This is a genomic window from Klebsiella sp. H-Nf2 (genome assembly GCF_002806645.1).
GTDB lineage: Bacteria > Pseudomonadota > Gammaproteobacteria > Enterobacterales > Enterobacteriaceae > Klebsiella > Klebsiella variicola.
The window spans coordinates 18,128-42,291 of record NZ_PIBL01000012.1 but is presented as its reverse complement, the minus strand read 5'-3'; the positions used below and the strand labels follow the sequence as shown (position 1 = coordinate 42,291).

The 24,164-nt window shown below is 58.6% G+C and carries 30 protein-coding genes; 20 read left to right on the top strand and 10 right to left on the bottom strand.

The features are described from left to right. Window positions 1-37: 37 nt before the first annotated feature. The 3 genes from CWM58_RS22555 to CWM58_RS22545 all read left to right on the top strand — a co-directional run bounded on the left by CWM58_RS22555 (window position 38) and on the right by CWM58_RS22545 (window position 2,148). Window positions 38-241: a YbdD/YjiX family protein gene (locus CWM58_RS22555; RefSeq protein WP_004204171.1), complete on the top strand. Its 204-nt coding sequence runs from the start codon at window positions 38-40 to the stop codon at window positions 239-241. An 11-nt stretch (window positions 242-252) separates the two neighbouring features. Further along, window positions 253-1,209, top strand: a complete 957-nt coding sequence (yjiA, locus tag CWM58_RS22550) for a GTPase (protein ID WP_100681839.1) — start codon at window positions 253-255, stop codon at window positions 1,207-1,209. Between the two features lie 393 nt (window positions 1,210-1,602). Next, the gene (locus tag CWM58_RS22545; protein ID WP_004204167.1) at window positions 1,603-2,148 is read left to right on the top strand and encodes a YfaZ family outer membrane protein; all 546 of its coding nucleotides are present in this window, start codon (window positions 1,603-1,605) and stop codon (window positions 2,146-2,148) included. Between the two features lie 96 nt (window positions 2,149-2,244). Here the strand turns inward: CWM58_RS22545 and CWM58_RS22540 are convergent, their stop codons facing one another. Continuing rightward, a complete protein-coding gene (locus CWM58_RS22540; RefSeq protein ID WP_100681838.1) occupies window positions 2,245-3,615 on the bottom strand; it encodes an NAD-dependent succinate-semialdehyde dehydrogenase in 1,371 nt (456 codons plus the stop codon). Between the two features lie 158 nt (window positions 3,616-3,773). Further along, window positions 3,774-4,712 (bottom strand): Rpn family recombination-promoting nuclease/putative transposase, encoded by a 939-nt coding sequence (locus CWM58_RS22535; RefSeq protein WP_064160787.1) that lies wholly within the window; start codon window positions 4,710-4,712, stop codon window positions 3,774-3,776. A gap of 217 nt (window positions 4,713-4,929) precedes the next feature. Here CWM58_RS22535 and CWM58_RS22530 point away from each other — a divergent pair, with 217 nt between their 5' ends. The 8 genes from CWM58_RS22530 to CWM58_RS22495 all read left to right on the top strand — a co-directional run bounded on the left by CWM58_RS22530 (window position 4,930) and on the right by CWM58_RS22495 (window position 11,583). Continuing rightward, window positions 4,930-5,745 (top strand): AraC family transcriptional regulator, encoded by an 816-nt coding sequence (locus CWM58_RS22530; protein ID WP_100681837.1) that lies wholly within the window; start codon window positions 4,930-4,932, stop codon window positions 5,743-5,745. 47 nt (window positions 5,746-5,792) lie between these two features. After that, on the top strand, window positions 5,793-6,455 hold the full coding sequence (locus CWM58_RS22525) for a LysE family translocator (protein ID WP_100681836.1): 663 nt from the start codon (window positions 5,793-5,795) through the stop codon (window positions 6,453-6,455). Beyond that, window positions 6,448-7,740 (top strand): DUF445 domain-containing protein, encoded by a 1,293-nt coding sequence (locus CWM58_RS22520; RefSeq protein ID WP_008807587.1) that lies wholly within the window; start codon window positions 6,448-6,450, stop codon window positions 7,738-7,740. Before CWM58_RS22525 ends, CWM58_RS22520 begins: the two co-directional genes overlap by 8 nt. Window positions 7,741-7,793: 53 nt before the next feature. Beyond that, window positions 7,794-9,041, top strand: a complete 1,248-nt coding sequence (gene mdtM, locus CWM58_RS22515; protein WP_100681835.1) for a multidrug efflux MFS transporter MdtM — start codon at window positions 7,794-7,796, stop codon at window positions 9,039-9,041. Window positions 9,042-9,066: 25 nt separating this feature from the next. Then, window positions 9,067-9,306, top strand: a complete 240-nt coding sequence (locus CWM58_RS22510; protein WP_025713129.1) for a DUF2164 domain-containing protein — start codon at window positions 9,067-9,069, stop codon at window positions 9,304-9,306. A gap of 97 nt (window positions 9,307-9,403) precedes the next feature. After that, window positions 9,404-10,555, top strand: a complete 1,152-nt coding sequence (locus CWM58_RS22505) for a double-cubane-cluster-containing anaerobic reductase (protein WP_061155888.1) — start codon at window positions 9,404-9,406, stop codon at window positions 10,553-10,555. Between the two features lie 9 nt (window positions 10,556-10,564). Next, on the top strand, window positions 10,565-11,332 hold the full coding sequence (gene yjiL, locus CWM58_RS22500; RefSeq protein WP_100681834.1) for a putative 2-hydroxyacyl-CoA dehydratase activator YjiL: 768 nt from the start codon (window positions 10,565-10,567) through the stop codon (window positions 11,330-11,332). Beyond that, window positions 11,329-11,583, top strand: a complete 255-nt coding sequence (locus CWM58_RS22495) for a DUF3343 domain-containing protein (RefSeq protein WP_061155890.1) — start codon at window positions 11,329-11,331, stop codon at window positions 11,581-11,583. The genes yjiL and CWM58_RS22495 overlap by 4 nt, the downstream gene beginning before the upstream one ends. On the opposite strand, the gene CWM58_RS22490 is transcribed toward CWM58_RS22495, so the two are convergent. From CWM58_RS22490 to CWM58_RS22475, 4 genes are all read right to left on the bottom strand, one after another. Continuing rightward, window positions 11,580-12,644, bottom strand: a complete 1,065-nt coding sequence (locus CWM58_RS22490; RefSeq protein ID WP_074387169.1) for a DUF2955 domain-containing protein — start codon at window positions 12,642-12,644, stop codon at window positions 11,580-11,582. The two genes, CWM58_RS22495 and CWM58_RS22490, sit on opposite strands and share 4 nt — an antisense overlap. Then, entirely contained in the window at window positions 12,634-13,701 is a 1,068-nt protein-coding gene (locus tag CWM58_RS22485; protein ID WP_100681833.1) for an HlyD family secretion protein, read from the bottom strand. The genes CWM58_RS22490 and CWM58_RS22485 overlap by 11 nt, the downstream gene beginning before the upstream one ends. Window positions 13,702-13,707: 6 nt before the next feature. Next, window positions 13,708-14,172, bottom strand: coding sequence for a MarR family winged helix-turn-helix transcriptional regulator (locus CWM58_RS22480; protein WP_074387171.1), 465 nt, complete (start codon window positions 14,170-14,172; stop codon window positions 13,708-13,710). Window positions 14,173-14,337: 165 nt separating this feature from the next. After that, window positions 14,338-14,502 carry a DUF1127 domain-containing protein gene (locus CWM58_RS22475; protein WP_008807599.1) on the bottom strand — a complete coding sequence of 55 codons (165 nt, stop codon included), beginning with the start codon at window positions 14,500-14,502 and terminating at the stop codon, window positions 14,338-14,340. Window positions 14,503-14,679: 177 nt separating this feature from the next. On the opposite strand from CWM58_RS22475, the gene CWM58_RS22470 reads away from it, so the two are divergent. Further along, on the top strand, window positions 14,680-16,092 hold the full coding sequence (locus tag CWM58_RS22470) for a PLP-dependent aminotransferase family protein (protein ID WP_074387172.1): 1,413 nt from the start codon (window positions 14,680-14,682) through the stop codon (window positions 16,090-16,092). Window positions 16,093-16,171: 79 nt separating this feature from the next. On the opposite strand, the gene CWM58_RS22465 is transcribed toward CWM58_RS22470, so the two are convergent. The 4 genes from CWM58_RS22465 to CWM58_RS22450 form a co-directional block, all read right to left on the bottom strand. Next, window positions 16,172-16,474 (bottom strand): BrnA antitoxin family protein, encoded by a 303-nt coding sequence (locus CWM58_RS22465; protein WP_012542978.1) that lies wholly within the window; start codon window positions 16,472-16,474, stop codon window positions 16,172-16,174. After that, window positions 16,461-16,748 (bottom strand): BrnT family toxin, encoded by a 288-nt coding sequence (locus tag CWM58_RS22460; protein WP_012542979.1) that lies wholly within the window; start codon window positions 16,746-16,748, stop codon window positions 16,461-16,463. Before CWM58_RS22460 ends, CWM58_RS22465 begins: the two co-directional genes overlap by 14 nt. 167 nt (window positions 16,749-16,915) lie before the next feature. Next, the gene (fosA, locus tag CWM58_RS22455; RefSeq protein WP_008807601.1) at window positions 16,916-17,335 is read right to left on the bottom strand and encodes a FosA5 family fosfomycin resistance glutathione transferase; all 420 of its coding nucleotides are present in this window, start codon (window positions 17,333-17,335) and stop codon (window positions 16,916-16,918) included. After that, window positions 17,329-18,237: a LysR family transcriptional regulator gene (locus tag CWM58_RS22450; protein ID WP_100681832.1), complete on the bottom strand. Its 909-nt coding sequence runs from the start codon at window positions 18,235-18,237 to the stop codon at window positions 17,329-17,331. The genes fosA and CWM58_RS22450 overlap by 7 nt, the downstream gene beginning before the upstream one ends. A gap of 86 nt (window positions 18,238-18,323) precedes the next feature. Between CWM58_RS22450 and CWM58_RS22445 the strand changes: the two genes are divergently transcribed. The 8 genes from CWM58_RS22445 (at window position 18,324) to CWM58_RS22410 (ending at window position 24,145) form a co-directional block, all read left to right on the top strand. Next, on the top strand, window positions 18,324-19,106 hold the full coding sequence (locus CWM58_RS22445) for an NAD(P)H-dependent oxidoreductase (RefSeq protein ID WP_100681831.1): 783 nt from the start codon (window positions 18,324-18,326) through the stop codon (window positions 19,104-19,106). 141 nt (window positions 19,107-19,247) lie between these two features. Then, window positions 19,248-19,832, top strand: coding sequence for a TetR/AcrR family transcriptional regulator (locus CWM58_RS22440; protein WP_023322005.1), 585 nt, complete (start codon window positions 19,248-19,250; stop codon window positions 19,830-19,832). A gap of 21 nt (window positions 19,833-19,853) precedes the next feature. Next, complete coding sequence (locus tag CWM58_RS22435) at window positions 19,854-20,657, top strand: winged helix-turn-helix domain-containing protein (RefSeq protein WP_061155899.1); 804 nt, start codon at window positions 19,854-19,856, stop codon at window positions 20,655-20,657. Continuing rightward, complete coding sequence (locus tag CWM58_RS22430) at window positions 20,654-21,172, top strand: FidL-like protein (RefSeq protein WP_061155900.1); 519 nt, start codon at window positions 20,654-20,656, stop codon at window positions 21,170-21,172. The genes CWM58_RS22435 and CWM58_RS22430 overlap by 4 nt, the downstream gene beginning before the upstream one ends. 446 nt (window positions 21,173-21,618) lie before the next feature. Continuing rightward, a complete protein-coding gene (locus CWM58_RS22425; RefSeq protein WP_004182810.1) occupies window positions 21,619-21,897 on the top strand; it encodes a BMC domain-containing protein in 279 nt (92 codons plus the stop codon). A gap of 17 nt (window positions 21,898-21,914) precedes the next feature. Beyond that, window positions 21,915-22,199 carry a BMC domain-containing protein gene (locus CWM58_RS22420; RefSeq protein ID WP_002442227.1) on the top strand — a complete coding sequence of 95 codons (285 nt, stop codon included), beginning with the start codon at window positions 21,915-21,917 and terminating at the stop codon, window positions 22,197-22,199. Window positions 22,200-22,211: 12 nt separating this feature from the next. Beyond that, complete coding sequence (locus CWM58_RS22415; protein ID WP_004146125.1) at window positions 22,212-22,490, top strand: BMC domain-containing protein; 279 nt, start codon at window positions 22,212-22,214, stop codon at window positions 22,488-22,490. A 53-nt stretch (window positions 22,491-22,543) separates the two neighbouring features. Beyond that, window positions 22,544-24,145 (top strand): acetaldehyde dehydrogenase (acetylating), encoded by a 1,602-nt coding sequence (locus CWM58_RS22410; protein ID WP_100681830.1) that lies wholly within the window; start codon window positions 22,544-22,546, stop codon window positions 24,143-24,145. Window positions 24,146-24,164: the final 19 nt, after the last annotated feature.

Below are 24,164 nucleotides of genomic sequence, written 5' to 3'. Positions count from 1 at the left end.
GCCGCCATCCGGCTTTATTCGTTATCTGGAACTTATAATGTTTGGTAACTTAGGTCAGGCAAAAAAATATCTCGGTCAGGCGGCAAAAATGCTGATTGGCATTCCGGATTACGACAACTACGTCGCGCATATGCAAACCAACCATCCGGATCAGCCGTACATGACTTATGAAGAATTCTTCCGCGAGCGCCAGCAGGCCCGCTACGGCGGCGATGGCAAAGGCGGCGTACGCTGTTGTTAATGGAGGCAATAATGGCACCGATTGCAGTCACCCTACTCACCGGTTTTCTCGGCGCAGGAAAAACCACCCTCCTGCGCCATATCCTTAATGAGCAGCACGGTTTCAAAATCGCCGTGATTGAAAATGAATTTGGCGAAGTCTCCGTTGACGATCAGCTGATCGGCGACCGCGCCACGCAGATCAAAACCCTGACCAACGGCTGTATCTGCTGTACGCGCTCCAACGAACTGGAAGACGCCCTGCTCGATCTCCTCGACAGTCGCGATCGCGGCGAAATCGAGTTTGACCGGCTGGTGATTGAGTGCACCGGCATGGCCGACCCGGGGCCGATTATCCAGACCTTTTTCTCCCATGAGGTGCTCTGCGAGCGCTATCTGCTGGACGGCGTGATCGCCCTGGTGGATGCTGTCCATGCCGACCAGCAGATGGATCAGTTCACCATCGCCCAGTCGCAGGTCGGCTATGCGGACCGCATTTTGCTAACCAAAACCGACGTTGCCGGCGACACCGAGAAGCTGCGCGAACGGCTGGCGCGCATCAATGCGCGGGCGCCGGTTTATACCGTCATACACGGTGATATTGATCTAAGCCAGCTGTTTAACACCAGCGGCTTTATGCTGGAAGAAAAGGTTGTCAGCGCCAAACCGCGTTTTCATTTTGTTGCAGAAAAGCAGAACGACGTCTCGTCGATTGTGGTCGAGCTCGACTATCCAGTGGACATCAGCGAGGTATCACGGGTGATGGAAAATCTGCTGCTCTCCTTTGCCGAACAGCTGATGCGCTATAAGGGCATGCTGTGGATCGATGGCGAGCCGAATCGCCTGCTGTTCCAGGGCGTGCAGCGCCTCTACAGCGCCGACTGGGACCGCCAGTGGGGCGATGAGCGCCCGCACAGCACGCTGGTGTTTATCGGCATTCAGCTGCCGGAAGAAGAGATTCGCGCGGCATTTGCCGGGTTACGACGCTAACCTGCCCGCCTGCGCGCTAAGGCGCAGGCACCGTTCTCTCTCTGACACCTCGCCAAAAACAGGGACCAAACGTCGGCAGCGCGTCGAAAAATGTAAAGCAACGTTTTAATAAGTAACAGCAGAAACACTTTTGGAAATAATAAGAAACTAAATGAATAGGATCCTTAATAATTAATGCCCGCCCTGTTCAGTTTCTGTTTAGCCCACCCATTAAACCGCGGCTAAACAGACCAAATTTGATGATTGACCTCGTCGTAACCCAACGTCATTACAACATTTTCAAAACACCGCCCTGACAAACCCAGCATAAAAAATTGACGTAAGTCACATTTGCAGAGGTAAACATCGATTGTTAAGGTGCGCTCAGACAAATTTAATGACGAGGAGCAAACCATGAAAAAGCTTAACATCCTGATTGTTGCTGCCCTGACCGCGGTCTCTGGTTCCGCCATGGCGATGGGATTTACCGTTGAACAAGGTAAAAACTTCACCAATCTGAATATGGAAATGGGTAAATCCTCTTCTGGCCTGTACGCCGAAAGCCACTGGCTGAAGAATACCGATGATGGTAGCCAGACCGGCGGCGTTGGCGCGGGTTACAATCTGGAAGTAGGTCCGGTTATGCTCAACGCTGGCGCGAAAGCTATCTACCTCGGGCCGAAAAAAGGCGATAACGGCGTCGCGTTTCCGGTCGGCGGCGGGGTGAACGTGGCCCTGACCGACAGCATCCACGTGTTTGGCGAAGGGTATGTCGCGCCGGACGGCCTGAACAACAGCGTGAAAAACTATGTTGAGGCGAACGGCGGCGTGAGCTGGTCTCCGGTGGGTCCACTGACCCTGAAAGTGGGTTACCGTCACGTGAGCGTTGACGGCAAGGAGGGTCGCCCAAACCACACCCTGATTGATGGCGCCTACGTGGGCGGCGGGGTCACCTTCTGATAGCGGCCAACGTCCCTGCAATAAGATTGACATGCAATAAGGTCTATTCATAAAAAACCTGCCGGATGGCAGGTTTTTTATTGCCGGGTTAAGGGCTTAGCGTCGCACCACCACCAGCTTCTGATTCACAAACTCTTTGATGCCGAGATCGGAGAGCTCCCGTCCGTAACCGGAACGCTTCACGCCGCCAAACGGCAGCTCCGGCGCGGTATCGGTGAGCCAGTTGATGTAAACCATCCCGGTTTCAATGGCCGACGCCATCCGTTTGGCGCGTTCGATATCCTGACTGAACACCGCGCCGCCCAGACCATAGTGGGAATCATTGGCCAGCGCGATTGCCTCCTCATCGTTTTTCACCACGTAGATCTGCGCCACCGGGCCAAAGAACTCTTCGAAGTACGCCGGGTTATCACGAGTGATACCGGTCAGGATGGTGGGTTCAAAGAAATTGCCTTCTCGCGCCACCGCTTTGCCGCCCAGATGCAGCGTAGCGCCGTTTTTCACCGCCTCGTCCACCTGCTTTCTTAACGTTTCCAGCGCATCTTTGGAAGAGAGCGGCCCCAGTGTGGTGCTTTCATCCAGCGGATCGCCGATTTTCACCTGGCGAAACGCCTCGCTAAATTTTGTCAGGAACGCATCCGCGATATTTTCGTGCAGGATAAAGCGCTTGGCGGCGGTACACACCTGGCCGGCGTTATTCAGCCGCGCCTGGACGCCGATTTTCACCGCGCGCTCCAGGTCGGCATCGTCCAGCACCACAAACACATCGTTGCCGCCCAGTTCCAGCGTCGATTTCTTAATATGCTTCGCGGCCTGCGCCGCCACCACGCTGCCGGCTTTCTCCGACCCGGTGAGCGCCGCGCCCTGCACGCGATCGTCGGCGATAATCTTCGCCACCTGATCCTGGGAGATAAACAGGTTGGTCCACGCCCCCTCCGGTGCGCCGGCCTCACGCACCAGATGGGCAAAGGTCTCCGCGCAGTGCGGCACAATGCTGGCGTGTTTGGCGATAACCGGGTTGCCGGCCGCCAGGTTTGGCGCCAGGACGCGCATCAGCTGGTAATAGGGGAAGTTCCACGGCTCCACCGCCATTAAGACGCCGATGGGATGATGCTCAACCCAGGCGTCGCCGAGTTCGGAGGGATATTTCACCGGCGCCAGCAACGATTTGGCGTTATCGGCGTAATAGCGGGCGATCTGCGCGCAAAGTTTCACTTCGCCGCGGCTCTGCTTAATGAGTTTCCCCATCTCCTGGCTGGCGATTTTCGCCAGCGCCTCCGCCCGGCTGTCGATAAGATCCGCCAGCTTATGCAGTACCGCCAGTCGCGGTTCAATATCGCCTTTTGCCCAGGCAGAATGATAAAGCGTATCCGCCTGCTGCAGCGCCGCCTCCACGTCCGCATCGCTGTGCGCCGGGTACGTTTTAATAAGCTGATTGTTCGCAGGATTCACCGTCTGATAAGCCATGTCGCATGTCTCCTTGTTATCGCCATTAAGGCAGTCAAAAATGCCGTCAAGGATATTAAGGGTAGTCGAGATGGCTGGCGATGCGGGTAAAGTTAGGTATATCCGGAATATTCCATAAAGAGGCTAACCGGGGCTACCCTCAGGCCGCCCCGCCGTTATCAATGTTCCAGCGTGGCGATCTCGTCGGCGGCCAGGCCAGTGATTTTCACCACCGTCTCGCGGGCAATACCGTCGTCCAGCATCCTCTGTGCAATGCGCAGCGCCTCGGCATGCTGTCCTTCTTGTCTGCCTTGTTGCCATCCTTCTTGCCGGCCTTCCCGTTTGCCTTTTCTGCGGCCCACTTCCTGTAATCTTTCGGCGATGGTCATCAATCTCTCCCTGTGCTGAGGAACCCGTTGCGCCACTTCGTGGATAAACCGGCCAAAGCGGCGCGCGTTGCCAGTCTGCAGCAGATAATTAAACAGCGTTTTTAGCTGTCTGTCATTAGCGTCCCCGCTAAGTAAAATCGTCGTCAGTTGCTCAACAATGCCCATTAAATCGCGCTGGCGAATATGCTTCTGTATCAGCTCGAGTAATGCCACGCGCCGGTGGCGAACGATCTCATCGTCGGGGATCACCGTGACATCCACCAGCGGAAAGGGCGAGATATAAAGCGCCCTCGCCAGCTGCGGATCGGCAAAACAGTCCAGCCAGTTGAGCGACCACGGGTATGGCGTGGTCGCTCCGTGATAGAACAGCATCGGCACCACCAGCGGCAGTCTGGTATGACCGCCATCAAGATGGCGCTGCATCGCGGCGATGGCGTAGCGCATCAGGCGAAAAGCCATCTGCGCGTCCGGCGAGCTCTGATGTTCGATAACCACATAAATGTAGCCCTCGCCAGACGCGGTTTTGAGTGACCACAGCACATCGGAGTACCAGGCCCGCAGGCTCTCCTCGATAAAGCTTGCCGATTCCAGCTGTAAGGTATCGAGGTCGCAGCGCTGACGCAGCGCAGGCGGTAAGTGGATCGCCAGGAAATCACGCGCGGTGTCGGCCTGAGTGAGAAACTGTTTAAACACCGCATCATGCGGCGTCGAGGTGGTGCCCTTTGCCATCGGCTCATCCCTGCCTGCTTATCCTGCAGGGACTCTACGCGCTCGGAATGTCTCTGACACCCGGGCAATACAACCTTTACGCACCGCCACGAAAATAGATTTCCCCGGACTGCAAGCGCGACATCCTTTTTCGAGGCGGTACGCAAATCCAGGCGGGCGACAGCCTCCGCGCAGCATGCTATAAACGACCTCTCCCTCCTCAGCAAAGGTCGATGCGGTGAACCATACCCGAGATATCCCCCAAACCTTCTGGCGAGACGATCGTCTACCGTGGCTGGAGCTGCGCAGCACCTGGCGCAGCCGCCAGGCCTACAAACGCCACAGCCACCCGCAGCTCTCGGTGGGGGCGATTATCGAGGGGGAAACGCGCTGCCTGTGCAATGGTGAGGAATATCTCCTGCAGCCCGGGGATCTGATCGTGATCCCCCCGCACGCGCCGCATAGCTGTAATCCGCTGCATGACAGGCCGCGCAGCTATCATATGCTGTACCTGGAGGCGGCATGGTGCCACGCGCAGCGCCCGGATATTCCCCCTGGCGCCAGTATCGCCTCGCCGCAGCCACTGTTGCGCGACAGCCCTCTCTTTGCCTGTTTCCAGCAGGTTGTCGCCCTGATGAGCCGCGGGAGCCTTGAACAACTGCCCGCCCGGCTGGCGCAACTCCTGCACGCGCTGCCGCTGTGCGCCGCCGCGCCGCAGGCGCCACATCACGCCAGCGCCCTGCTGTTTCAGCGCCTGGCGACAGAACTGCCAGCGCCGCCGTCGCTGGATAAGCTGGCCCACGACAGCGCGCTTCGTAAAGAGACCGTTATCCGCGCCGTGAAACAGGATACCGGCCTGACACCCGCCAGTTTGATCAACATGGCGCGCATCGAATATGCGAAAACGCGTTTACGCGCCGGGGACCCTATTGCCGATGTCAGCTATCAGGCTGGCTTTGCCGATCAGAGCCATTTCCATAAAACCTTTGTCAGCTATACCGCCGCCACGCCGCGGCAATATGCGCATTGCAGATCAATATCCGACAATAAGTAATACGGCACTTCGCTTAGGGTGGCCTCAGTACCATTATCGAGGCCACTATGCATACCTTATCGACGCTCTTTCCCGCCGCCTTCCCGGCGCTAGCCCTGTCTCACTTTGTCGCTCTGCTCAGCCCGGGCCCTGATTTTTTTCTGTTAGTCGGCTACGCCGTGCGCTACCGGATCCGCGGCAGCATCGGGCTATGTCTCGGCATCGCCGCCGGCAATGCGCTATATATTGTTCTCGCCATCGTCGGCTGGGGGCTTTTGCGTCAGGCGCCGCTGCTGTTTTTGCTCATCGAGTTGTTGGGGGCGGGCTATTTACTGTGGATTGGCAGCCTGCTGATACGCAGCCGTCCCGCGACGCTGGCGGTGGAGAGCATTCGCGCATCGCGTCCGGGGTTCGGCAGGCAGCTGCTGCTCGGGCTGGGGTCATCGCTGCTCAACCCCAAAAACGCTCTGTTTTATCTGGCGCTGATGACTTCCCTGCTCGGGCCGGCGGTCACCCTGCTGCAGCAAACGGTGAGCGGGTTGTGGATGGTCAGCGTGGTGTTCTTCTGGGATTTACTGCTGGTGAGCGCGATGGCGCTGCCGCAGATACAGCGCCGCCTGGGCGCCATCGTCTGGCGGGTCGAGCGGGCGGCAGGGGCGGTCCTGATGATCTTCGGTCTGTGGATTATCTGGCGATTTTTGCACGACCTCGCCGTCAGGTTATATGCTTAAGTTTATGGAAAAACTCGCTGAACTCAAACGCGCCAAACTGCTGGCGCTGTCGCTGCTGCTGATCGCCGCCGCGCTATTTATCACCACCCTGCTGCTGCCGCCGACGCCATGGGTCAGCGCGCTAAAGGCCATTTCCGAAGCGGCAATGGTCGGGGCGCTGGCCGACTGGTTTGCGGTGGTCGCTTTGTTTCGTCGTATTCCGCTGCCCTTTGTCGCCCGACATACCGCGATTATCCCGCGCAACAAAGACCGCATCGCCGATAATCTTGGCCGCTTTGTTGAGGAGAAGTTCCTCGACACCCCGTCGCTGGTCGCGTTGATCCGCCGCTATGAGCCAGCCCTGATGCTCGGCAACTGGTTCAGCCAGCCGGAGAACGCCCGCCGGGTCGGCCAGCACCTGCTGCAAGTGATGAGCGGTTTTCTTGAACTGACCGACGACGCGCGCATTCAGCGCCTGCTGCGCCGCGCGGTACATAAGGCGATCGATAAAGTCGACCTGACGCAGACCAGCGCCATGATGCTGGAGGGGATGACCCGCGACAATCGCCACCAGAAGCTGCTGGATTCGCTGATAAGCCAGCTTATCGCCCTGCTGCAGCGGGACAACTCCCGCGCCTTTATCGCTCGCGGCATCGTGCGCTGGCTGGAGACCGAGCACCCGCTGAAGGCCAAACTGTTGCCCACCGAGTGGCTCGGCGAGCACAGCGCCGAGATGGTCACCGACGCGGTGAATACCCTGCTGGACGAGGTGAGTCATGACCGTACCCACCAGATCCGCCAGGCCTTCGACCACGCGGTGCAGAAGCTTATCGACAACCTGAAATCCGACCCGCTCATGGCGCAGAAGGCCGAGAACATCAAAGCATATCTGAAAAATGATGAGACCTTTAACCGCTATCTCGGTGAAGTGTGGGGCGACCTGCGCAGCTGGGTAAAAAACGATATCAGCAGCGACGACTCACGTATTAAGCAACGCATCGCCGAGGCCGGCCAGTGGTTCGGTGAAACCTTACTCCGCGACGACGCCCTGCGCGAATCGCTTAACGAACACCTGGAACAGGCGGCACACCGGGTGGCGCCGGAGTTCGCCGCCTTCCTCACCCGCCATATCAGCGACACGGTGAAGAGCTGGGACGCCCGCGATATGTCGCGGCAGATCGAGCTCAATATCGGTAAAGATCTGCAGTTTATCCGCATCAACGGCACCCTGGTGGGAGGGACCATCGGCCTGATGTTGTGGCTGTTCTCGCAGATCCCCTCGCTGCTGCATCTGCATATTGGTTAGCAATGATACTATCCGAACAATAGCGCTGATAAATATTCCACAGGGAGGGCGAAATGATGCACCGGATTTCCCACTGGCTGACCCGCCACGCCGCCGCGCTGTTCTTCCCGGCGGCGCTAATCCTGTATGATTTTTCCGCCTATCTCACTACCGACCTGATCCAGCCGGGGATCCTGCACGTGGTGCGGGATTTCAATGCCGATGTGGCGCTGGCTCCTGCCTCGGTGAGCCTGTATATGGCCGGCGGCATGGCGCTGCAATGGCTGTTGGGGCCGCTCTCTGACCGGATCGGACGGCGTCCGGTGCTGCTCACCGGCGCGCTGATTTTCACCCTCGCGTGCCTGGCGACGTTGTTCACCACCTCCATGACCCAGTTCCTGATTGCCCGCTTCGTGCAGGGCACCAGCATCTGCTTTATCGCCACCGTCGGCTACGTCACCGTGCAGGAGGCCTTTGAGGAAAAAAGATCGATCAGGCTGATGGCGGTGATCACCTCCGTCGTGCTGGTGGCGCCAATCGTCGGCCCGCTCTCCGGCGCGGCGCTGATGCATTTCATCCACTGGAAAGCGCTGTTCGGCATTATCGCCGCCATGGGGCTGGTGGCCTGGCTCGGCCTGCTGTTGACCATGCCTGAGACGGTGCGCCGCGGCGATGTGCCGTTCAGCCTGGTCGGCGTGCTGCGCGATTTTCGCAACGTCTTCCGCAACCGCATCTTTTTGCTCGGCGCCGCCACGCTGGCGCTGAGCTATATTCCGCTGATGAGCTGGGTGGCGGTATCGCCGGTGATTTTAATGGACGCCGGCGGACTGACCACCAGCGAGTTCGCCTGGAGCCAGGTGCCGGTCTTCAGCGCCGTCATCATCGCTAACCTGTCGGTGGCGCGCTGGGTAAAAGATCCCACCCGCCCGCGCTTTGTGCTCAGCGCGGTGCCGGTACAGATGCTCGGCCTGGCCATTCTGATCGTTGGAAATCTGGCATGGCCGCACGTCTGGCTGTGGTCAGTGCTCGGCACTTGCTTCTACGCCTTCGGCATCGGGCTGATTTTCCCGACGCTGTTTCGCTTTACCCTCTTTTCCAACGACCTGCCGAAAGGCACGGTCTCCGCCTCGCTGAATATCGTGATCCTCAGCGTCAGCGCGTTATCGATTGAAGGCGCGCGCTGGCTGTGGTTCCATGGCGGCAGACTCCCCTTCCACCTGTTGGCGGTGGCCGCCGGGATCGTCGCCGCCTGCTGCCTGGCCGGACTGTTACGCCACCAGCGCCAGCGTAGGCAAGCGGTGATCGAAGCCCGGCAGTCGTGAGCCCTTTTACGGAGAAAGCCCCATCATGAACGACATTGAACTCAGCCAGGCGCAGCGCGACCTGCTGCGCGACAAGCTCAGCAAGTACTGCGAAGAGACCTTCAACCTCGAGCTGGAGCAGTTTGACGCCGAATTTTTTGTCGACTTTATCGCCAAAGAGCTGGGGCCGCTGTTTTACAACGCCGGTATCGAAGAGGCCATCCGCACCCATCTGGCGTGGAGCGAGCGGATCCAGGAAGAGATGGATTTGAAGAAGGTCTATTAACGCCGCGCGCAGACGCAGGAGATCAATAAAAGCACACAAACAACAGGGCTATAATGGCGACTCTTTCAGCATCTCCCGTGTACGGGGAAGGAAAATCATGTCGCTTATCACCGATCTACCCGCCATTTTTGACCAGTTCTCAGAAGCTCGCCAGAAGGGCTTTCTCACCGTCATGGATCTTAAAGAGCAGAACGTGCCGCTGGTGGGCACCTACTGCACCTTTATGCCTCAGGAGATCGCCATGGCAGCGGGCGCCCTTGTCGTCTCGCTATGCTCGACCTCCGATGAAACCATCGAGGAAGCGGAAAAAGATCTCCCGCGCAACCTCTGCCCGCTGATCAAAAGCAGCTACGGCTTCGGCAAAACCGATAAATGCCCGTACTTCTATTTCTCTGACCTGGTGGTCGGGGAAACCACCTGCGACGGTAAAAAGAAGATGTACGAGTACATGGCCGAGTTCAAGGCGGTCCACGTCATGCAGTTGCCGAACAGCGCCAGCGACGCGGCTTCCCGCGCGCTGTGGAAAGCGGAGATCTTGCGCCTGCAGCAGGTGATTGAGGCCCGGTTTGGCACGCCGATTAGCGAAGCGGCGCTGCGTGAAGCCATCGTGTTGAAAAATCGCGAGCGCCGGGCGCTGGCCCACTTTTATCGTCTCGGGCAACTCAATCCGCCGGCGCTCAGCGGCAGCGACATCCTGAAAGTGGTGTATGGCGCCACCTTCCGTTTCGACAAAACCGCCCTGATTGATGAACTTCATGCCATGGCGGAGCGCATCCATCAGGAGTGGCTGCAGGGTAAACGGCTCGAGCCACGTCCGCGGATCCTGATCACTGGCTGCCCGATCGGCGGCGCGGCGGAAAAAGTGGTCCGCGCCATCGAGGAAAACGGCGGCTGGGTGGTCGGCTATGAAAACTGCACCGGCGCGAAAGCGACCGAGCGCTGTGTGGCGGAAGAGGGTGACGTCTACGACGCCTTAACCGATAAATATCTCGCCATCGGCTGCTCCTGTATTTCCCCCAACGACCAGCGTCTGCAGCTGCTGAGCCAGATGGTGGAGGAGTATCAGGCCGACGGGGTGATCGACGTCATTCTGCAGGCCTGCCATACCTATGCCGTGGAATCGCTGGCGATTAAACGCCATCTGCGCCAGCAGCACGATCTTCCTTACATGGCGATTGAAACCGACTATTCGACAGCGGACCTCGGCCAGCTCAGTACCCGCGTCGCCGCCTTTATCGAAATGCTGTAAGGAGAGCGCGTGATCTACACGGTTGGCATTGATTCCGGCTCTACCGCCACGAAAGGCATCCTGCTGGCAGACGGCGTCATCGTGCGCCGCTTCCTCTGCCCCACTCCCTTTCGCCCCGCCGACGCCATCCATGAGGCCTGGGAAACGCTACGCGCGGGCCTCATGGAGACGCCTTTTTTAACCCTTACCGGCTATGGCCGCCAGCTGGTGGACTTTGCCGATAAGCAGGTGACGGAGATCTCTTGTCACGGCCTCGGCGCTCGCCTGCTGGCGCCGGACACCCGCACAGTGATTGACATCGGCGGCCAGGACAGCAAAGTCATCCAGCTGGACGCCGAGGGCAATCTCAGCGACTTCCTGATGAATGATAAATGCGCCGCCGGTACCGGACGTTTCCTGGACGTCATTTCACGGACGCTTGGCGCCAGCGTCGAACAACTCGACAGCATCACCGCAGGCGTCGAGCCGCATGCGATTACCAGCATGTGCACGGTGTTTGCCGAATCGGAGGTCATCAGCCTGCGGTCGGCGGGGGTCGCGCCAGAGGCAATTCTGGCGGGGGTGATTAACGCCATGGCACGGCGCAGCGCGAACTTTATTGGCCGCTTATCGCCGCAGGGGCCGCTGCTGTTTACCGGCGGCGTCAGCCACTGCGCCACCTTTGCCCGCATGCTGGAAACCCATGTCGGCATGGCGGTGACAACCCACCCCGATGCCCAGTATGCCGGGGCGATCGGCGCGGCGCTGATCGGCCTGCGCCAGCGGAGGCGCGGATGACAACCTTTCTGTTTTTATTTCATTCCACGGTGGGGGTGGTACGGATGCGCAAAGCCCTGCAGGCGGCGGGGATGACCTTCGAGGTCAAAGATATTCCCCGCCAGCTGCGCAGCGGCTGCGGGCTGTGCGTACTGCTGGAGGGGACGGAAGACGCGGCGCGCAGCTGGATCCTGCCGGAACAGACGGCGGCGCTGTATCAGCAGGATGGGGAAGCGTGGCGCTGCCTCGCTACCTTCCCACAGACGGGTTAATGGGTGATCACAAAGCGCGTCGCCGCAAAGCAGTTCAGCAGACGGTGCATGAGAAAGACCAGAGTCAGCGTCACCACCAGCGAAACCGTCACCGAGGTGATACGGTACAGGTCGCTGAACACCAGATCCTGATAGGGATGCAGGTTCTGGCCGAACATAATGCCGATGGTGGTGATGCTGGCGAAGCCCACCCCGGCGCCCACTTTCTCCATCACGTGCAGGCGGGCGCTGAAGGCCAGCCCGAGACCAATCAGCGGCATCATCAGGATCATGTGGTTGCTGAAATCATAGATGATCAGCTGCACCACCAGAATATAGAGACAGGCCAGCACCACCCCGACGACGCGCCAGATCGAGCTGATCACCGCCCCGCGATAGTGCATCGGGAACAGGATCAGGATCCCGGCCATCAGCGCCGAGAGCGAGTCACTGAGATCGCAGATCTGGAACACCACAAAGATGATCGTCGCGACCGTACCGGAGAGCAGAGACTCGTGGCGAATGCGGGCGGCGTCTTTTTCAATGCGCGGCGGCGGCTTGCGCGGTTCGACGTCCGGGATCAGGTAATGCAGCAGCGCGCTCAGCGCCACCGCCAGCACGCAGGCTTCCATGTTAGAGAACATCAGGGTATGCCAGTTGCTGGTGGGATAGCTCATAAAGTTGAGCATCGTGCTCTGGCACACCACCCCCATCGATCCCAGCAGGAACAACGGTCCCTGGCTCATAAAGCGAAAGCGCATGACGTACAGGCCAAAGACGACTAACGTCATGATCACCGGCCACTGTGACAGATAGCCGACAATCAATACCATTTCGACGCAGTTCACCGCCGCGCTAAACACAAACTGGCGGGCGACATGGCGGTTGAAGAACGGCACCAGCGACATCAGCATCAGTGGATAAACCACGAAAAACACACCGTACTGGACGTCATAGAATGTGGAGATACTGAGCGCAATAGTCCCGGCCACAGCGATACGCACCGTCTGGCGAAAATCATTCGCCGTATAGACGATATTGCCGTGCGGCGTAAAGACGTGCGCCAGGGTATTAATAGACATAGTGCAACCAGCTCACCAGGTGGATCTGCAGGCCGGCAAAGGTGCGGGCGAAAGGCCCCTCGCTATTGTACAGTTGCACCGTGGCGCGGGCGCCGGTCGGCAGCGGTTTGTCCAGCGCTTGATCCAGGGCGACGTGAATGCGCATGCGCTGTGCGTCGCGCACCCAGCGGGTGGACTGCTCCGGCTGCGACAGCTGGCCGTTCACCGCCTCCTGCCCCGCCAGAATCCCGGCATCGCTGCTGGTGACGTGCGCCGGGAAGACTTGCCCCGGGAGGGCGTCAAAGACCACCGCTGCATCGGTATTCACCGCGGTGTGACGCAGGCTCTTTTCACGGAAGTCAGCGACGATATCGGTATTGTTGTTGACCAGCGCCAGCACAGCCGTCGCCGCGGTGGCGTAGATCCCCGGGTTAAGCTGCAGGTTGCTAACCATGCCGTCAGTTTCGGCACGCACCTGGGTCCAGGCCAGGTTCAGCTGCGCCTCCTCCAGCGCATTACGGTATTTCTGCAGGGTGACGTTGCGCTTATCGTCGCGCTCGCCGCGCTGGATAAGCAGGTTCTGGATCTGCGCGTTCAGCGCCGAGACCGACTGCTCGCTGGTCTGCCAGGTGGTACGCACCTTATCGAGGTCGGACTGCGAGACGTTCTGCATCGTGCTCAGGCGCTGGTAGCGATCGAGCGTGACCTTATCGTTACGGGCGGTGTACTGCGCGGTGCGCAGGTTGGCGCGGGCGGCGGCGATTTGTGCGTCCAGCTGCTGGTTGCTCAGTTTCGCCTGCTCAAGGGCAATCTGCGCCGCTTCAACTTTATTAATGAATGGCGTTGGGTCGAGCTCATACAGCAGGTCGCCCTTTTTAACCTGGCTGTTGTTGTGCACGTAAACGTGCGAGACATAGCCGGAGACCCGCGACGATACCGGGGTCACCACGCGCATCACGGTGGAGTCCGGCGTCAGCGGGATCCAGATATCGGCAACGATAAACCAGGCGAATATTGCCAGAAAAGCGGCAATACTCGCCCGTACCCAGCGGGCAAATTTTTGTTCAGGCGTCATCATAGTGTGTTAGATCTTGTTATCTTCTTCGCGGATATTCCGCAAACGGCAGGCGATTTGATTTAATGTGGCGCTGAAGGTGGCGAGGTCGGCCTCCGGGATGGTCTGAGTCACGCGTTCCTGATAGGTCTCGATCACGCAGCTCAGTTTTTCCAGAATCGCCCGCCCCTCGGCGGTCAGCGTCAGCAGGCGAATGCGTTTGTCATATGGCGATGTAGAACGCAGCAGATAGCCCTGCTTTTCCAGTAACGAGAGGGTGCGCATTAGCGGCGGCAGTTCAATCCCCTGCACCTCCGCCAGTTCGCTGACCGAGACGTTGTCTCCCAGCTGATGCAACTGCATCAACACCGTCCAGCTGGACTGGGTGAGTCCGGTATCGGTGATAGCGGAGTCAATAATAGCGCGCCACTGGCGCACCACCATGGCCATTCTCATCCCCAACGGACGGCGGGCAAACAGGTCGTCTTCGGTCACAGGTTTTCCTCTCATTGTTGGGAAGAAAATAATACTTATCAGGGTAAGTATCAAGAAACAGACGATCGCGCCGCATCAATTGATAAATTTAGTGAATGTATTCCCCGGCGTCGCTAGCGCTTACCGGGGCAAAGAAGGAATGATGCCTGAAAAAAACCGCACTTTTTAATTGATCTGATCCCGACGCAGGCCGATATCTTTCAGCTGTTCGTCGCTCATTCGCTGCAAAGCTCTGCGCGTTTGCTCCTGAAGCCACCATTTTTTGATAAAACGCACCAGCAGTACGAAACCAATAAATGGCTGTCTTGCCCTGTTCTCGTGAAATTCCATCCTCTACCTCCTCACCTTGCCAGAGGCTTTATCTTCACGGATTTAGGGCCAAGGAATACAGATTCACAAAACACTTTTCTTTAACATACAGATTGGCTAAAACGTACACCAGACCCCATTTTTTCCGCCCATCTGTACTGGTTCTTTTATCTGTATGGCGACAATCAAGGATACAGCATGACCCGCTACCAACATCTCGCTGCCCTGCTGGCCGAACGCATTGAACAGGGCCTGTATCGCCACGGCGAAAAACTGCCGTCGGTGCGCAGCCTGAGCCAGGAGCATGGCGTCAGCATCAGCACCGTCCAGCAGGCCTATCAGTTGCTTGAGCAGCAACAGATGATTGTGCCGCAGCCGCGATCGGGCTATTTCGTTGCCCCCCGCAAGGCCCAGCCGCCGGTGCCGCCGATGTCGCGTCCGGTACAGCGCCCGGTGGAGATCACCCAGTGGGATCAGGTGCTGACCATGCTCGACGCCCGCTACGATAAATCGATTATCCCCTTCGGCGGCGGCTCGCCGGATGTTACTCAGCCAAGCCTGAAGCCTATCTGGCGCGAACTGAGCCGGGCGATCCAGCACAACCTCAGCGAAGTACTGAACTATGACGAGCTGGCCGGGCGCCGGGAACTTCGCGAGCAGATCGCCCGCCTGATGCTTGACGGCGGCTCGGTGGTGACGGCCGACGATCTGGTGCTCACCAGCGGCTGCCACAGCGCGCTGTCTCTGGCCTTGCTGTCGGTATGCCAGCCTGGCGATATCGTGGCCGTGGAATCCCCCTGCTACTACGGCACGATGCAGATGCTGCGCGGACTGGGATTAAAGACCATTGAGATCCCCACCGATCCGGAAACCGGGATCAGCATCGAGGCCCTGGAGCTGGCGCTGGATCAGTGGCCAATCAAAGGGGTGATCCTCGTGCCGAACTGCAATAACCCGCTGGGCTTTATCATGCCGGACGCCCGTAAGCGCGCGGTGCTGAACCTGGCCCAGCGCCACGATATCGTGATTTTCGAGGATGATATTTACGGCGAGCTGGCCACCGAGTACCCGCGCCCGCGCACCATTCACTCCTGGGATATCGACGGCCGGGTGATGCTCTGCAGCTCCTTTACCAAAACCATCGCCCCCGGCCTGCGCATCGGCTGGATCGCCCCTGGTCGCTATTACGATCGTCTGCTGCAGATGAAGTACGCCGCCAGCGGCACCAACGTCCCCTCCACTCAGCTGGCAGCCTGCAATTTCATTCGCGAAGGCCACTACCACCGTCACGTGCGGCGGATGCGGCAGATCTATCAGCGTAATATGGAGATCTACACCTGCTGGCTGCGGGAGTTTTTCCCGTGCGGGATCTGCGTCACCCGGCCGAAAGGCGGTTTTATGCTGTGGGTTGAGCTCCCGGAGCAGGTGGATATGGTCTGCGTCGCCAAACAGCTATGCCGGCTGAAGATCCAGGTTGCGCCGGGCTCGCTGTTTTCGGCTGCGGGCAAGTATCGCAACTGCGTCAGGATCAACTGCGCCCTGCCGCCGACCGAGAAACATAAAGCGGTGATGGTGAAGCTAGGAGAAGCGGTGAAGGTGGCGATGGAGTGAAGTTTAACCTGTTTTCCCCGGTGGCGCTGCGCTTACCGGGGCTACGGGCTCCGAAAATACGTAGCGCCGCTACCAGCAACTATTTCTTATTAAGATCGCGAATCATCGCTTCTCTTAAAATCGCATTCAGTCGAGTTTGATAGCCTTTTCCTGGACGTTTGAGCCACTCCATGACATCGGCATCAATGCGCACAGAAGCCTGTGTTTTTAGCGGTCGAAAAAATTTGCCGCGTACGGCATCTGACCATTGCGCATCGTCTGTAGCGGGGATATCGCTGTAATCGATGTCCTCATCGGCTTTGCTCGCTAGCGCTTTGAGTTCGGCATCACGCTTAGCGGTAAGCGCCGCCGTATTGTCGCGTTTATGTTTAACCATGCTCATAACGATTCCTCTCTTTTCTGTCCGCCTTCCGGGCGCTGATAATACGAATAACCTCAGTTCCACTTTCAAAACGGACCGAATGCGCCACCAGGATAACAAGGATCCCATGCACAAGACCGATGGTTTGCCAGCGATATTCACCATTCTCAAACCGCTCCTGGCGGGAAAGGTGCCGCGGATCGTCAAAGACTAATACCGCTTCTTCAAACCGGACTCCATGTTTTCGTAGATTACTTAATGCCTTGTTTGCATCCCACTCAAACTCCATTGGCATACTATTCATCCTTTTGTATATACAAAAAAGTATATACGATTATCCGGTGATAATAGTGACAGCGTTGGAAAAAACCTCACATTTTGAGTGAGTAATTTGTAAAGGCATCTCCCCGGTGGCGCTGCGCTTACCGGGGCTACGGGTTACCCCGCGTCCGCAAATCAGCTTCACTGGTCAAAAAACACCATTCCCTTATACGGCTGCTCACGGCAGGCGGCCAGCCGCTGGGCGAGACTGCCGACGTGCAGCTCCAGCTTGTGGCCGTCGGGGTCGAGGAAGTAGTGCGAGGCGCCTTCGCTGCGGTTTAGCTTCCAGACCGCCACGCCGGCAACCTCCAGGCGGGCGGCGAAGCTGGCGAAATCCGCCTCGCTAATGCTAAACGCATAATGGGTGTAGTCGCTCTCTTCCGGCGGAGTAATGCGCCGCTGCGGATCCAGCGACAGGCACAGCCACAGATCGCCGCAGGAGAGATAGGCGCCACTGTCCCAGCGGGCGTGCAGCGTCATGCCCAGCAGTTGCTGATAAAACGCCACGCTCGGCGCCAGCTGGCTGACCGCCAGGGTCAGATGATTCAGTCCACTCAGCATGTCTGTTCCTCCAGTGAATTCACGATGAACTGACGCAGCCATTGATGCGCCGGGTCGCGGTGCCAGCGCTCGTGCCACAGCATCAGCATCTCAAAGCCGGCGACCGCCAGCGGCGGCTCGACGATCACCAGCCCGCTCTGCCCGCGCACCAGCCGCTCCGGCAGGACCGCCACCAGATCGCTATTGCGCAGGGTCTCCAGCATAAACAGGAAATGTGGCACGGAAAGGACAACCCGCCGCGTCAGTCCGAGGTTCGCCAGCGCGATATCGGTCGCCGCGCTGAAGCCGCCTCCGTCCGGGGAGACGATCACGTGCTCCAGCTGACAGAACGTTTCCAGGCTAAGCCCAGGCCGCAGCGCCGGATGTTCCGCCCGGCCTGCCAGCACGTACCGTTCGCGAAACAGCAGGCGCTGATGCAGCCCCGGCGGCGCGCCCTCGCGGGTATGGAAGCAGAGATCCACTTCATCGCTGGCCACCTGCTGCTCCAGCCGCGCTGGCTGCAGCTCGAATACCGCCAGCCGACTGCCGGGAGAGGCCAGCCGTAGCCTGCCCAGCATCGGCAGGAGGATCGCCGAGGCCATATAGTCCGTCGCCGCCACCCGCCAGGTCTCCGCCGCCGTCGCCGGATTAAAGGGCGCCACCGGCGCCACTGCCTGCTCCAGTGCGGCTAACGCTGCGCGCAGCGGCTGGCGAAGCTCATCGGCGCGGGCGGTGGGCTGCATGCCGCGCGGACCCGGCATCAGCAGCGGGTCGGCGAAAATCTCCCGCAGCCTGGCGAGCTGAATACTGACCGACGGCTGCGACAGATTCAGCCGCTGCGCCGCCCGGGTGACGTTGTTTTCGCTAAGCAGCACGTCGAGCGTGCGCAGCAGATTAAGATCCAGACGATGTAAATTAATCACGGCTATACCTGGAATTTAAGTAATTAATTTCTACTATAGCGTCAGCTTTCCTACTCTGCAGCTCTCCCCACTCCAGAGGTGATGTTATGAAAGTACTGCTGATTTACGCCCATCCGGAACCGCGCTCGCTTAATGGCGGACTCAAAAATTTCGCCATCCACCACCTGCAGCAGGCCGGGCATGAAGTCCAGGTCTCCGATCTCTACGCCATGCGCTGGAAGGCCGGATATGACGCCGACGACAGCGGCGCCCCGCCGGTCGGCGAGTTCTGGCGGCCGACCCTCGATTCCAAACAGGCCTTTGCCCAGGGCACCCAAAGCGCGGATATCGCAGCCGAGCAGGAAAAGCTGCTGTGGGCCGATACGGTAATTTTCCAGTTCCCGCTGTGGTGGTTCTCGATGCCTGCCATCATGAAGGGCTGGATCGACCGGGTGTACGCCTGGGGCTTTGCCTATGGCGTCGGCGAGCAAAGCGACCGCCACTGGGGTGACCGTTACGGAGAAGGCACCTTCGCTGGCAAGCGGGCGATGCTGATCGTCACCGCCGGCGGCTGGGCAGAACACTATTCACCGCGCGGGATCAACGGCCCCATCAACGACATCCTGTTCCCCATTCAGCACGGCATGTTGTTCTATCCCGGCTTCGAGGTACTCCCGCCGCTGGTGTTCTACCGCACAGACAAAATCGACGCCGGCCAGTTCGCCGACCAGTGCACCACCCTGGCCGAGCGGCTGGATACGCTGTGGCAAACCGAGCCCATTCCATTCCGCCGGCAGAATTATGGCGATTATCTGATCCCGTCGCTGACGCTGCGCCCGGAGCTGGCGCCCGGGAAAAGCGGTCTGGGGGTGCATCTGGCAACGAAATAAACCTCGACGCGATAGCCCATCCGGGTTATCGCGTTCATTAATATGACAATTTGTGAGCCTCCACGCATTAACAGCATCTCGTCACACGAAGCCGCCGTTCATATTGATAGCGATCAAGAATAATCATACCGTCTGGTCGGTATGATTCCGGCCATGAATATGGAAGCCCAGCATCGTAAAAAAGATCCCGTCCGTCTCCACCGTCAGCTGATTGAATCGGCGGCGATGATTGCCGGCCGGGATGGTATCGCCGCCCTGTCGCTGAACGCCGTCGCCCGCGAGGCTGGCGTGAGCAAAGGTGGCCTCCTGCATCACTTTCCCAATAAGCAGGCGCTGATTTTCGCCCTGTTCGCCCGGCTGCTGGCGATCATGGAAAAGGCGATTAGCGAACTGATGGCCGCCGATAACATCGCTTACGGACGCTTTACCCGCGCCTATTTGCGCTATCTGTCCAACCCGGAGCTGACGGATACCCACGAAAGCCGCCAACTGATGGTGCTGTCGCTGGCGATGCCGGACGAGCCGGTGCTGCGAAAATGCTGGCGCGACTGGATGCTGGATCATCTGGCGCAGGGCGATGCGCTGGATAACGGCCCGACCGGCACGCTGGTGCGCTACGCGGCCGACGGCATCTGGTTATCGGAACTCACCGAAGGGCGTACCATGAGCAGCGATCACCGACAGTCGCTGGTAAACGATCTGACCAAAATGACGCTTCCCGCGTGAAGCGAATAGAGTGAGGCCGCGATGCGCTACAACATCAATGCCCGTCTCATTTATGATGCAACGGACGGCACGCTAACCCTGCCCGGCAGCGATGAACCGGATAGCCAGCTATCCATCACCGCCAGCGCGCTACTCTATTTTTTTCTCCGCCATACCGGCGTCGTCAGCCGCGATGAAGTATTAAAAAAAGTCTGGGATGATAACGGCTTAACCTCTTCCAACAGCAACCTCAATCAGTACCTGAGCATGCTGCGCAAAACCTTCCGCCACTACGATATCGATAACATTATCGTCACCGTGTCGCGCGGCATGCTGCAGCTGAATCAGGATCTGAGCATTGAACTGCTCGATGCCGAACCGACGACTGTCGATGCCGCTCTCACATGCGATAAGCCTGATGAAGCCGCTCCCCCTGCGGCGCCAACGCCGCCCACCGATTCACGACATGCGCGCGGGATGTGCTGGTATCTGGCCGGCGGCTGTCTGCTGGTCATCGCCCTGCTGCTGGTGGCGTTTAGTCTCGCCGGTACCCACGTCGCCCGGCCAATTAATCTGACGCTGATGAACCACAGCCAGTGCGAACTGCTGGCCAGCGATGAGATGCTGCGTTCGGTCTCCGCAACGGCCTACGGTAAAAATTTTGATGAGGTGCGTCAGCGGCTGAAGCTCAGTTGCAAGCCGGGCGAACGTTTTGTTTTTTTCTATGGCGACCGACTGGAAACCAACGGCCTGGGCCGTGTGTTCCTCGCCCACTGCGCGATGCACGAAGACAACCCGTTCAGCTATTGCGATAACTACTTTTACTACTCCTGGAAGCCGCAATGAAACTCGCGCCCCGCACCTTTTTCGCTCTTTCCGCTCTGGCGTTTATCGCTGCCGCCGGGTTTAGCCTCTGGCGCCTGCTGCCAGATGCCAGCGACGGCGTGATGAGCTGCTCCACCAAAGCGATCATGCGTTTTGAGAACATGGAAAAAGAGAATGTGAACGGCAATATCCATTTTAACTTTGCCGCTAATGGCAATGGTTCGATGGTGGTGGAAGGCTATACCGACTCTGCCGCCGGCTGGCTCTACCTGCAGCGCTACGTCAAATTCAGCTACACCAGCCAACGCATCTCGGCAACCGAACGCCACTACCGCATCAAAAAATGGGAATCCAGCGCTTCATCCATCGACGAATCGCCGAATGTCATCTTCGACTACTTCATGCGCGAGATGTCTGATAGCCACGATGGCCTGTTCCTCAACGCGCAAAAGCTTAACGACAAAGCTATCCTGCTGAGCTCTATCAACTCGCCGCTCTATATCTGCACGCTGAAGTCCGGCAGCACGCTTAACTAACCCGTCCCCCCTGAACCGCCGCGAGGAAACTGCGCCCTCGCTCACACTCCGTTTTTGCCCCCTCTTTTTCCGATGCTAAAAGCGCACGTTTTGCATTTAGCTTTTGTGGCAAAACTTGAGCATACCCACATTTATCACGCGGCTATATTACCGCCTGCAGGCAAGTAATTAGCATCTTATTAACATTCATCTCCCGCCGATAATAAGCTTAAAAAAGCGCCATATCATCATGAAAATCATCACGCAAAAAACAGGACAAACAGATAAATTGAACGCTAAATAAGGCTAAATTACAGAGCAAAACACTAAAATATTCACCACCACGGATTTAAATTTCACTTTCCTCCCCATTCCCTATAGTGAACCCCGAACGCCGCTTCCGCGTGTTGATGCCGTTACGCGGACGGTTTTCCCGAATCACAAAACCTGTTCTGGAGGAGATCACGATGGGTGATGCATTGGGGCTTATCGAAACCAAAGGTCTGGTGGCCTGTATTGAAGCAGCGGACTCGATGTGTAAAGCCGCCAACGTCGAACTGATCGGCTATGAAAACGTCGGCTCCGGCCTGGTCACCGTGATGGTGAAGGGCGACGTCGGCGCGGTAAAAGCGGCGGTGGATTCCGGTGTGGAATCAGCCCAGCGCATCGGCGAAGTGGTGACCTCGCTGGTCATCGCTCGCCCGCATAACGACATCAACAAAATCGTCATTAAACACAAGGCCTGAAGGCCAGGAGAACGCAAATGGGTGATGCATTAGGTCTGATTGAAACCAAAGGTCTGGTGGCCTGCATTGAAGCGGCGGATGCGATGTGTAAAGCCGCCAACGTCGAGCTTATCGGCTATGAAAACGTCGGTTCCGGCCTCGTCACCGCGATGGTGAAAGGCGACGTCGGCGCGGTAAAAGCGGCAGTCGATTCCGGCGTCGAATCGGCGCAGCGCATCGGCGAAGTGGTGACCTCGCTGGTCATCGCGCGTCCGCATAACGACATCAACAAAATCGTCTCGCATTACAAGATTGCGGACTAACGGAGAAACCTGATGAAAGAAGCGCTTGGTCTTATCGAAACCAAAGGTCTGGTGGCCTGTATTGAAGCCGCGGACGCGATGTGTAAAGCCGCCAACGTCGAGCTGATTGGCTATGAAAACGTCGGTTCCGGCCTCGTCACCGCGATGGTGAAAGGCGACGTCGGCGCGGTCAACGCAGCGGTCGACTCCGGCGTGGAAGCGGCGAAACGCATCGGCGAAGTCGTCAGCTCTCGCGTCATTGCGCGTCCACATAACGACATCGAAAAAATCGCGGCGCAGCACAAAGCATGACCTGACAGGGCGCGCCCCGTCCCCACTCTTTTCGTCTGATGAAGGATAGACTCATGATTGAACTGGATAACGATTTGCAGTCCCGGCAGAACGCGAGGGAACTGGTGCGCAACGCCAAAAAGGCGCAGGCGATGCTGGCCACCTTTTCGCAACAGCAAATCGACGCCATCGTGAAAAACGTGGCCCAGGAAGCAGCGCACCACGCCGAAGCGCTGGCGAAAATGGCCGCGGAAGAGACTGGTTTTGGCAACTGGCAGGACAAAGTGCTGAAAAACCGCTTCGCCTCGCTGCGCGTCTACGACGCCATCAAAGATATGAAGACCGTTGGCATCATTCATGACGACCCGGTAAAAAAAGTGATGGACGTGGGCGTGCCGCTGGGCGTGATTTGTGCGCTGGTCCCCTCAACGAACCCAACCTCCACGGTTATCTACAAAGCGCTGATCGCCCTCAAGGCCGGCAACGCCATTATCTTCTCCCCGCATCCGGGCGCGCGTCAGTGCAGCTGGAAGGCGATTGAAATCGTCAAACGCGCGGCGGAAGCGGCCGGTGCGCCGGAGGGCTGCGTCGATGGCATCACCCAACTGACGCTCGAAGCCACCTCTGAGCTGATGCACAGCAAAGACGTGTCGCTGATCCTCGCCACCGGCGGCGAAGGCATGGTGCGTGCGGCCTATGCGTCCGGCACCCCAACCATCAGCGGCGGCCCGGGCAACGGCCCGGCGTTTATCGAACGCAGCGCCGATATCCACCACGCGGTGAAAGATATCATCACCAGCAAAACCTTCGATAATGGGGTGATCTGCGCCTCCGAGCAGTCGATCATCGTCGAAGGCTGCATTTACGACGAGGTTCACCGCGAGCTGGAAGCGCAGGGTGCCTACTTCATGAATGAAGATGAAGCGGCGAAAATGGCGGCGCTGCTGCTGCGCCCGAACGGCACCATCAACCCGAAAGTGGTCGGCAAAACCGCGCTGTACCTCAGCCAGATGGCGGGCTTCTGTGTTCCGGCCAGCACCAAAGTGCTGATCGCCGAACAGACCACCGTGTCGCCGAAAAACCCCTACTCGCGTGAAAAACTGTGCCCGGTGCTCGGCCTGTACGTGGCAGAGGACTGGAAAGCCGCCTGCCACCGCGTGGTGGAGCTGCTGACCAACGAAGGACTCGGCCATACGCTGGTGATCCACACCCGTAATCAGGACGTCATCCGCCAGTTCAGCCTCGAAAAACCGGTCAACCGTATTCTGATTAATACCCCGGCGGCGCTCGGCGGTATCGGCGCGACCACTAACATCTCCCCGGCGCTGACCCTCGGCTGCGGCGCAGTCGGCGGCGGATCCAGCTCCGACAACGTCGGCCCGATGAACCTGCTCAATATCCGCAAAGTCGGCTACGGCGTGCGGTCGATTGACGAGCTTCGCGCGCCGGGCAGCCGCCCTGAACCACAGCCGACCATCGTCACTCCGGCGAGCGATCCGCAGCGCAGCATTCTTGATGACGTGCGTTTCAACGCCCCGGCCAGCGCCGCGCCAGCGCGCTCCGCAGGCAGCGATGACCGTTTCGCCAGCGCAGGCGCCGCCAGCATGGAAGGCGAAATCAACGAGCAAAACGTGGAACGCGTTATCCGCCAGGTGCTGGAGCGCCTTGCTAAGTAACGCACTGATATAAGGCGAT

What these genes read in the sequence shown, in the direction of transcription:
- CWM58_RS22555 (WP_004204171.1), top strand. Translation starts at nt 38, where the DNA reads ATGTTTGGTAACTTAGGTCAGGCAAAAAAATATCTCGGTCAGGCGGCA.
- yjiA (WP_100681839.1), top strand. Translation starts at nt 253, where the DNA reads ATGGCACCGATTGCAGTCACCCTACTCACCGGTTTTCTCGGCGCAGGA.
- CWM58_RS22545 (WP_004204167.1), top strand. Translation starts at nt 1,603, where the DNA reads ATGAAAAAGCTTAACATCCTGATTGTTGCTGCCCTGACCGCGGTCTCT.
- CWM58_RS22540 (WP_100681838.1), bottom strand. Translation starts at nt 3,615, where the DNA reads ATGGCTTATCAGACGGTGAATCCTGCGAACAATCAGCTTATTAAAACG.
- CWM58_RS22535 (WP_064160787.1), bottom strand. Translation starts at nt 4,712, where the DNA reads ATGGCAAAGGGCACCACCTCGACGCCGCATGATGCGGTGTTTAAACAG.
- CWM58_RS22525 (WP_100681836.1), top strand. Translation starts at nt 5,793, where the DNA reads ATGCATACCTTATCGACGCTCTTTCCCGCCGCCTTCCCGGCGCTAGCC.
- CWM58_RS22520 (WP_008807587.1), top strand. Translation starts at nt 6,448, where the DNA reads ATGCTTAAGTTTATGGAAAAACTCGCTGAACTCAAACGCGCCAAACTG.
- mdtM (WP_100681835.1), top strand. Translation starts at nt 7,794, where the DNA reads ATGATGCACCGGATTTCCCACTGGCTGACCCGCCACGCCGCCGCGCTG.
- CWM58_RS22510 (WP_025713129.1), top strand. Translation starts at nt 9,067, where the DNA reads ATGAACGACATTGAACTCAGCCAGGCGCAGCGCGACCTGCTGCGCGAC.
- CWM58_RS22505 (WP_061155888.1), top strand. Translation starts at nt 9,404, where the DNA reads ATGTCGCTTATCACCGATCTACCCGCCATTTTTGACCAGTTCTCAGAA.
- CWM58_RS22495 (WP_061155890.1), top strand. Translation starts at nt 11,329, where the DNA reads ATGACAACCTTTCTGTTTTTATTTCATTCCACGGTGGGGGTGGTACGG.
- CWM58_RS22490 (WP_074387169.1), bottom strand. Translation starts at nt 12,644, where the DNA reads ATGTCTATTAATACCCTGGCGCACGTCTTTACGCCGCACGGCAATATC.
- CWM58_RS22485 (WP_100681833.1), bottom strand. Translation starts at nt 13,701, where the DNA reads ATGATGACGCCTGAACAAAAATTTGCCCGCTGGGTACGGGCGAGTATT.
- CWM58_RS22475 (WP_008807599.1), bottom strand. Translation starts at nt 14,502, where the DNA reads ATGGAATTTCACGAGAACAGGGCAAGACAGCCATTTATTGGTTTCGTA.
- CWM58_RS22470 (WP_074387172.1), top strand. Translation starts at nt 14,680, where the DNA reads ATGACCCGCTACCAACATCTCGCTGCCCTGCTGGCCGAACGCATTGAA.
- CWM58_RS22465 (WP_012542978.1), bottom strand. Translation starts at nt 16,474, where the DNA reads ATGAGCATGGTTAAACATAAACGCGACAATACGGCGGCGCTTACCGCT.
- CWM58_RS22460 (WP_012542979.1), bottom strand. Translation starts at nt 16,748, where the DNA reads ATGCCAATGGAGTTTGAGTGGGATGCAAACAAGGCATTAAGTAATCTA.
- fosA (WP_008807601.1), bottom strand. Translation starts at nt 17,335, where the DNA reads ATGCTGAGTGGACTGAATCATCTGACCCTGGCGGTCAGCCAGCTGGCG.
- CWM58_RS22445 (WP_100681831.1), top strand. Translation starts at nt 18,324, where the DNA reads ATGAAAGTACTGCTGATTTACGCCCATCCGGAACCGCGCTCGCTTAAT.
- CWM58_RS22440 (WP_023322005.1), top strand. Translation starts at nt 19,248, where the DNA reads ATGATTCCGGCCATGAATATGGAAGCCCAGCATCGTAAAAAAGATCCC.
- CWM58_RS22435 (WP_061155899.1), top strand. Translation starts at nt 19,854, where the DNA reads ATGCGCTACAACATCAATGCCCGTCTCATTTATGATGCAACGGACGGC.
- CWM58_RS22430 (WP_061155900.1), top strand. Translation starts at nt 20,654, where the DNA reads ATGAAACTCGCGCCCCGCACCTTTTTCGCTCTTTCCGCTCTGGCGTTT.
- CWM58_RS22425 (WP_004182810.1), top strand. Translation starts at nt 21,619, where the DNA reads ATGGGTGATGCATTGGGGCTTATCGAAACCAAAGGTCTGGTGGCCTGT.
- CWM58_RS22420 (WP_002442227.1), top strand. Translation starts at nt 21,915, where the DNA reads ATGGGTGATGCATTAGGTCTGATTGAAACCAAAGGTCTGGTGGCCTGC.
- CWM58_RS22415 (WP_004146125.1), top strand. Translation starts at nt 22,212, where the DNA reads ATGAAAGAAGCGCTTGGTCTTATCGAAACCAAAGGTCTGGTGGCCTGT.
- CWM58_RS22410 (WP_100681830.1), top strand. Translation starts at nt 22,544, where the DNA reads ATGATTGAACTGGATAACGATTTGCAGTCCCGGCAGAACGCGAGGGAA.